General features: G+C 69.0%; 7 protein-coding genes. 4 read left to right on the forward strand and 3 right to left on the reverse strand.

From position 1 onward, the window contains the following. Positions 1-88: 88 nt before the first annotated feature. Together CMV14_RS03425 and ppa are read right to left on the reverse strand one after the other, a co-directional pair. Positions 89-1354, reverse strand: a complete 1266-nt coding sequence (locus CMV14_RS03425) for an MFS transporter (protein ID WP_066968885.1) — start codon at positions 1352-1354, stop codon at positions 89-91. 114 nt (positions 1355-1468) lie between these two features. Then, positions 1469-2008 (reverse strand): inorganic diphosphatase, encoded by a 540-nt coding sequence (gene ppa, locus CMV14_RS03430; protein ID WP_066968883.1) that lies wholly within the window; start codon positions 2006-2008, stop codon positions 1469-1471. Positions 2009-2198: 190 nt separating this feature from the next. On the opposite strand from ppa, the gene hisS reads away from it, so the two are divergent. From hisS to CMV14_RS03450, 4 genes are all read left to right on the forward strand, one after another. Continuing rightward, positions 2199-3446 carry a histidine--tRNA ligase gene (hisS, locus tag CMV14_RS03435; protein WP_066968882.1) on the forward strand — a complete coding sequence of 416 codons (1248 nt, stop codon included), beginning with the start codon at positions 2199-2201 and terminating at the stop codon, positions 3444-3446. A 4-nt stretch (positions 3447-3450) separates the two neighbouring features. Further along, positions 3451-4536 carry a peptide chain release factor 1 gene (gene prfA / locus CMV14_RS03440; protein ID WP_066968879.1) on the forward strand — a complete coding sequence of 362 codons (1086 nt, stop codon included), beginning with the start codon at positions 3451-3453 and terminating at the stop codon, positions 4534-4536. Beyond that, positions 4529-5353 (forward strand): peptide chain release factor N(5)-glutamine methyltransferase, encoded by an 825-nt coding sequence (gene prmC / locus CMV14_RS03445; RefSeq protein ID WP_066968877.1) that lies wholly within the window; start codon positions 4529-4531, stop codon positions 5351-5353. Before prfA ends, prmC begins: the two co-directional genes overlap by 8 nt. A gap of 262 nt (positions 5354-5615) precedes the next feature. Next, complete coding sequence (locus CMV14_RS03450; RefSeq protein WP_331251135.1) at positions 5616-6509, forward strand: DUF4167 domain-containing protein; 894 nt, start codon at positions 5616-5618, stop codon at positions 6507-6509. Between the two features lie 66 nt (positions 6510-6575). Here CMV14_RS03450 and CMV14_RS03455 read toward each other — a convergent pair whose 3' ends face one another. Further along, complete coding sequence (locus CMV14_RS03455) at positions 6576-6887, reverse strand: hypothetical protein (protein WP_238147178.1); 312 nt, start codon at positions 6885-6887, stop codon at positions 6576-6578. Positions 6888-7001: the final 114 nt, after the last annotated feature.

Consider the following 7001-nt stretch of genomic DNA (forward strand, 5'->3'; position numbering starts at 1 on the left):
GGTACCGGCCCGCTCCCCCACCCAACCTCCCGACATCATACTGGATCGGGAGGTTGGGTGGGGGAGCGGGCCGGCACCGCCGTTTCAGCTATGCTGAAACCGCTCCATAAGCCGGCGCCTTCCGGGCGAAGCTGACCGCCGCGAAGGCGGCCAGCAGGCCGAAGGCGCCTGCCAAGATGAAGGCAAGCGTGTAGCTGCCGGTCTGCTCGCGGATCAGGCCCGCGCCGAAGGCGGCGAGCGCCGCACCGATCTGGTGGCCGGTCAGCACCCAGCCGAAGATGATCGGCGCGCGCGCCTCGCCGAAATGGCGGTTGGCCAGCGCGACCGTCGGCGGCACCGTCGCCACCCAGTCGAGCCCGTAGAAGGCGGCGAAGAGGAGCAGGCCGCCCGGCTGGAAATCCAGCGCAGGCAAGGCCAGCAACGACAGGCCGCGCAGACCGTAATAGACGAACAGCAACTTGCGGGGATCATAGCGGTCGGTGAGCCAGCCCGAGGCGGTGGTGCCGATGAGATCGAACAGCCCCATCAGCGAGAGCAGGCCCGCCGCCTGCACCGGCGCGATGCCGTTGTCGCCGCAATAGGCGATCAGATGGGTGCCGACGAGGCCGTTGGTGGTCAGCCCGCAGACCAGGAAGGTGCCGAACAGCATCCAGAAGATCGGCGTGCGCATGCCCTCGACCAGGGTGGTGATCGCGAGCGTCGCGCCTCCACCGGGGCTGTTCGACGGCGCGGTGCCAGGTTTCTCTCCGTAACGGGTCGTGCCGATCGCCGCCGGGCTTTCCGGCATCAGCAGCCACACGATCGGGATCAGCGCGGCGGCCCCGATACCCACCGCCAGCGCGACCGGCGTCCAGGCGCCATTGCGGGTGAGCCAGGCCATGGCCGGCAGGAACAGCAGCGATCCGGTCGCCGTGCTCGCGGTGAGCAGGCCCATCATCAGCCCCCGCCGCGCCGCGAACCAGCGGTTGACGATCGTCGCCCCCAGCACCGGCGCGATCGCGCCCGATCCTGCTCCCGAGATGAGTCCCCAGGTCAGCACATAATGCCAGCTTTGGGTCATCCACAGGCTGGCCAGCGTCGAGGCCGCCATCATCGCAAGGCCGCCGATCATCGTCCGCCGAAGGCCCATCGTCTGCATCATTCCGGCGGCGAAGGGGCCGGCCAGCCCATAGAGAAAGATACCGATCGCGGCGGCGAGCGAGATGGTCGCGCGGTCCCAGCCGAAATGGGCTTCGAGCGGCAGCATCAGCACGCTGGGCGCCGAACGCAGCGCGGCGGAGACGAGAAGCGCGACGAACGTCACCGTCATGACGACGAAGGCGTAACGCTGTCCCGAGGCGCGACGGTGGAGCATTGCCGTCACGTACCGATCGGTACGGATTTGTACAAGCGCGAAGTGGGACGCGCACGGCCCGGATGCCTCATGCCAGCCGGCACCGGCGGGCATGAGGTGTGAACGGGCGGAGGGTTACGCCGCTTTGGCCTGCTTGGCGGCCTCGATCGCCTCGAGCACGATGCGGCGCGCCTCGTCGGCATCGCCCCAGGTGCCGATCCGGACCCACTTCTTGGGCTCCAGATCCTTATAGTGGGTGAAGAAATGCTCGATCTGCTGCATGATGATCTCGGGCAGATCGTCCTTCTCGTCGACCTTCGAATAATAAGGGAAGGTGCCGTCGACGGGGACGGTGAGCAGTTTCTCGTCGCCGCCGGCCTCGTCCTCCAGCTTCAGGACCGCGATCGGGCGGACCCGCACCACGCAGCCGGGGATGAACGGCGAACGCGAGACGACCAGCGCGTCGAGCGGATCGCCATCGGGCGAAAGGGTGTGCGGGATGAAGCCGTAATTGGCCGGGTAGCGCATCGGCGTGTGCAGGATGCGATCGACGAACAATGCGCCCGACTTCTTGTCGAACTCATATTTGACGGGTTCGCCGCCGACCGGCACTTCGATGATGACGTTGAGGCTGTTCGGGGCGTCGTCGCCCACGGGGATGAGGTCGATGTTCATGGGCGCGCCTTTATGCTGCACCGCAGCTGATGCCAAGCCGCAAATCCGACGGATTCGCGGTTTTCCGGGATGGAAAGGCTTTAGGCGGGGCAATCTTGCCTAAACGCCCGCCGTTACGGTTTCCCGGTCGCGTTCGCGATGCGGAAAACCGGTTCCCACTTTTCCGCGCGATGCTCTATGGGCGCGGACCATGAGCAAGATCGAGACACCGCGCCCCATCAGAGGAACCCAGGACATGCTGGGCGAGCAGGCGCTGCGCTTCGGCCATGTCGTCGCGACGTTCGACCGGGTGCGCCGCCTCTACGGATTCGGGCGGGTCGAGGTGCCGGTGTTCGAGCCGACTGCGGTGTTCGCGCGCTCGCTGGGTGAGACCACCGATGTCGTCTCGAAGGAGATGTACAGCTTCGAGGATCGCGGCGGCGATTCGGTGACCTTGCGGCCCGAATTCACCGCCGGCATCGCCCGCGCCTATCTGACCGAGGGCTGGCAGCAGCACGCGCCGCTCAAGGTCGCGACCCATGGCCCGCTGTTCCGTTACGAACGGCCGCAGAAAGGACGCTATCGCCAGTTCCACCAGCTGGATGCGGAGGTGATCGGATCCGGGGAGCCCCAGGCGGACATCGAGCTGCTCTGCCTGGCCGATCAGCTGCTGCGCGAACTGGGCGTGGCGGAGGGGGTGACGCTGACGCTCAACACGCTGGGCGACGGCGAGACGCGCGAGGCGTGGCGTGCGGCGCTCGTCGCCCATTTCGGCAGGCATCGCGGCGAACTCAGCGAGGACAGCGTCGAGCGGCTCGACAAGAATCCGCTGCGCATCCTCGATTCGAAGGACCCGCGCGACCGGCCGATCGCCGATGCGGCGCCCGCGATCGACGATTATCTGTCGGCGGAGGCCGGCGCCTTCTTCGAAGCGGTGACCAGGGGCCTCGACGCGGCCGGCGTGGCGTGGACCCGCAACGCCCGGCTGGTGCGCGGGCTCGATTATTATCGCCACACCGCGTTCGAGTTCGTCACCGACCGGCTGGGGGCGCAGGGGACGGTGCTGGGCGGCGGCCGCTATGACGGGCTGATCGAGGCGCTCGGCGGCCCGGCGACCCCGGCGGTCGGCTGGGCGGCCGGGATCGAGCGGCTCGCGATGCTGATCGACGCGCCCGATTCGGAGCGGATCGATGTCGCGGTCGTGCCGATGGGCGATGCCGCGCAGGCGATGGCCGGCCGCGTGCTGGCCGATCTGCGCCGCGCGGGCATCCCCGCCGACATGGCCTATAAGGGCAATATGAAGAAGCGGATGCAGAAGGCCGATGCGAGCGGGGCGCTCTGGGCGGTGATCATCGGCGATGACGAAGTGGCCAAGGGGGAAGTGGCGCTGAAGCATATGGTCGACCAGACCCAGAGCTGGATCGCGGCCGACCGCCTTGTCGAGACGCTGAGGGCCTGAGCCGGTGGTGAGCATCAGTTCCGCGCGGATCGCGCAGATCGAGGCGCGGCGCGACGAGCTGCAGGCGTTGATGGCGCGGGGGGACCTGCCCTCCGACCAGTTCGTCCAGCTTTCCAAGGACTATGCTGAGATCGAGCCGGTCGCGGTGGCGGCGGGCGAGGTGCGGCGGCTGCGCGCCGAACTCGAGGTGCTGAGGGGCATGGCCGAGGACGAGGAAGGTGACGCCGAACTGCGCGCCATGGCGCTGGAGGAGGCAGAGGAGATACGGGCCCAGCTCCCCATCGCCGAGCGGGCGCTGGCGCTCAAGCTGCTGCCGCGTGACGCCGCCGACGAACGCTCGGCGATGCTGGAGATACGCGCCGGCACCGGCGGCGACGAGGCGGCGCTCTTTGCAGGCGACCTGTTCCGCATGTACCAGCGCTATGCCGAGGACCGCGGCTGGCGGGTCGAACTGATCTCGGCCAGCGCCGCCGACCTCGGCGGCTACAAGGAGGTGGTGGCGAGCGTCACCGGCGCCGGCGTGTTCGCGCGACTGAAGTTCGAAAGCGGGGTGCATCGCGTCCAGCGCGTGCCGGTCACCGAATCGGGCGGGCGCATCCACACCTCGGCGGCGACCGTGGCGGTGCTGCCCGAGGCCGAGGAGGTCGACGTCCAGATCGACGAGGCGAAGGACCTGCGCATCGACGTCTATCGTTCGTCGGGCCCCGGGGGGCAGTCGGTCAACACCACGGACAGCGCGGTGCGCATCACCCACATCCCCAGCGGCCTGGTCGTGATCCAGCAGGACGAGAAATCGCAGCACAAGAACAAGGCCAAGGCGCTGAAGGTGCTGCGCACCCGGCTCTACGAGATCGAGCGTGAGCGGCTGGCGAGCGCGCGGGCCGGCGCGCGCAAGTCGATGGTCGGATCGGGCGACCGTTCCGAACGGATCCGCACCTATAATTTCCCGCAGGGGCGCGTGACCGATCACCGCATCAACCTGACCCTCCACCGGCTCGCCGAGATTCTCGAAGGCCCGGGGTTGGAGGAACTGGTCGGCGCGCTGATCGCCGAGGACGAAGCCGAGCGGCTTGCCCAGCTCGATGGCTGAGAGCGTCCGTGCGGCGCTGACGCGGGGAGCGGCGGCGCTGGCGGAGACCAGCGACACCCCCCGGCTCGACGCTGAACTGCTGGCGGCGCACGCGCTGGGGATCGAACGCGAGGCGATGCTGCTCGGCCGGCTCGACGATCCGGCGCCGCCAGGCCTCGACGCGCTGTTCGCCCGCCGGGCGAAGCGTGAGCCGGTCGCCTATATCGTCGGCCATCGCGATTTCTGGACGATCCGGCTGGCGGTCGGTCCCGGAGTGCTCATCCCGCGCCCCGACAGCGAGACGCTGATCGAGGCCGCGGTGGCGCATTTCGGCGCGGCCGGTCCGAAGCGCATCCTCGATCTCGGCGTCGGGCCGGGAACGCTGCTGCTCGCGGCTCTGGCCGAATGGCCCGGGGCCACCGGGCTCGGCATCGACGCGTCCGAGGCGGCGACATCGATCGCGCGCGGCAATGCCGAACGGCTGGGTCTGGCGGCCCGCGCGGCGATCCGGGTCGGCGACTGGGGCGTGGGGGTCGACGAGCGCTTTGATCTGGTGCTGTGCAATCCGCCCTATGTCGAAACCGGCGCGGCGCTGGCGCCCGACGTGGCCGGATTCGAGCCGGGGTCGGCGCTGTTCGCGGGGACGGATGGACTCGACGATTATCGCCGGCTGGCGCCGCAGATCAGGGGGCTGCTTGCGCCCGGAGGGCTCGCCGCGGTGGAAATCGGTGCGGATCAGGCAGATAGCGTGATCGCCCTGTTCGCGGCGGAGGGGCTGGCCGGGATGGTGCGGCGCGATCTGGCCGGGCGTGACCGGGCGATCATCGTCGCTGCCTGATCCTTTTGTCGCACGGGCACATATTGTGCTTGGAAATTCGCTTGGGACACCCTACATCGGAGCCATGGATAGGGCTTGGGATGCCATTGCGCACCGGCCCGATGCTACGACCTCCAATGCCAGGGGCGCCCGTTTCAAGGCGGTCATGACGTGTGGCGGATGCGGGCCCTGACCGGGTTCGCGCCTGTGGCGGCGTGCATCATTTTAACGGTTTGGGGCATGGCCCCTGAGGGTATCCGGGACGGTCCCGGTGTGGGGAGTGGTGAACCGTACCACCAGTGACGAGGACATCGGAAAGTTGATCAATAATCGGCAGAACGGCCGCCGTCGCGGCCGTGGCGGTGGCCAGGGCGGTGCGCCCCGGCCGGGCGGTTCCAACGGCGGCCAGGATCGCGGCAATCGCATCGACAATCGCGCGCGCGGCAATGCCGCCCAGTTGCTTGAGAAGTACAAGGCGCTGGCGCGCGACGCGCAGATGCAGGGCGATCGGGTCAACACCGAATATTATCTGCAGTTCGCGGATCATTATTTCCGGGTGCTGAGCGAGACCCGCTCGCGCTTCGAGGATCAGCAGCCACGCCCGCGCCGCGACGAGTTCGCTCACCAGTCCGATGAGGATTATGGCGATGAGGGTGATCGGACCGGCAATGAGGACGTCCAGACCGCCGAGCCGGCCTATGCTGCGCAGGACCGCGCGCCGCGAGGCGACCGCCCCGACCGCCCGGATCGCGGTCCGCGCCCCGGGCGCGTGGAGCGCGCCGATCGCGGGGAACATGTGGAGTTCTCCGGCAACCGTGCCGAGCCGCAGCAGACCGAGGCGGAATCCGTCGAGCAGGCCGAGCCGGCCGAGGAGCGCCGCCCGCGCCGCGGCCGCCAGCCGCGCGGCGAGCCTCGCTTCGAGGAGGCCACGCCGGTCCGGGCCGAACAGCCGGTGCTGTTCGACACGCCTGAGCCTGCACCGGCTCCTGCCGCCGAGGAGGAGCCGCGTCCGGTCCGCCGTCGTGGCCGTCCGCCCAAGGCGCAGGCCGCCGAGCAGATCGAGGTCGATCGTCTGCCGCCATCGCTGTCGCTGACCACGCCGGTCAATGATGGCGATGAGCCCGCGGCACGCCCGCGCCGCACCCGCAAGCCGCGCGGGGAGAGCGCCGCGGCCTGAGGCCGGTCGTCGCTATCGTCGAAGAGAAAAAGGGGGGGAGCGTCCGGATGGCCGCTCCCCCCTTTTTCATGGCCGCCGGTCCCAGCGGTCGCCGAGATCCTCGCTGGAACGGCCGACATCCTCGTCATGGCCGCTGCCCGAGCTCATGAAGATCAGTGCCATCAGCGCGCCCGCGAGCAGCACCGAGAGCGATACCCCCGCGCTCGTCGCCACCACCACCGCGACGGTCAGTGGCGAACCGTCGGCCCACAGATAGGCCAGCGCCGCCGCCACGCTGAACATCGCGGTCGCAATCACCCAGCGCATGATCCAGCGGAAGCGGGCCCATGCCCGGGCCGCGGAGACAGGATCGGAAAGGCGGTTGCGGGAATTCGTCATGGCTTCCATTTGGGGCGGAAAAGTGGGATCATCAAGCCGTCAGGGACCCGGGCCTCCTCCGGACCGTCCATCCGGAACGCCAGATCCGGGCCCGGCACAACTGGTTTCGCGCGA

The organism is Rhizorhabdus dicambivorans, from assembly GCF_002355275.1.
GTDB classification, from domain to species: domain Bacteria; phylum Pseudomonadota; class Alphaproteobacteria; order Sphingomonadales; family Sphingomonadaceae; genus Rhizorhabdus; species Rhizorhabdus dicambivorans.

Coding starts and splice junctions, on each gene's coding strand:
- CMV14_RS03425 (WP_066968885.1), bottom strand. CDS start 1,354: ATGCTCCACCGTCGCGCCTCGGGACAGCGTTACGCCTTCGTCGTCATG.
- ppa (WP_066968883.1), bottom strand. CDS start 2,008: ATGAACATCGACCTCATCCCCGTGGGCGACGACGCCCCGAACAGCCTC.
- hisS (WP_066968882.1), top strand. CDS start 2,199: ATGAGCAAGATCGAGACACCGCGCCCCATCAGAGGAACCCAGGACATG.
- prmC (WP_066968877.1), top strand. CDS start 4,529: ATGGCTGAGAGCGTCCGTGCGGCGCTGACGCGGGGAGCGGCGGCGCTG.
- CMV14_RS03455 (WP_238147178.1), bottom strand. CDS start 6,887: ATGACGAATTCCCGCAACCGCCTTTCCGATCCTGTCTCCGCGGCCCGG.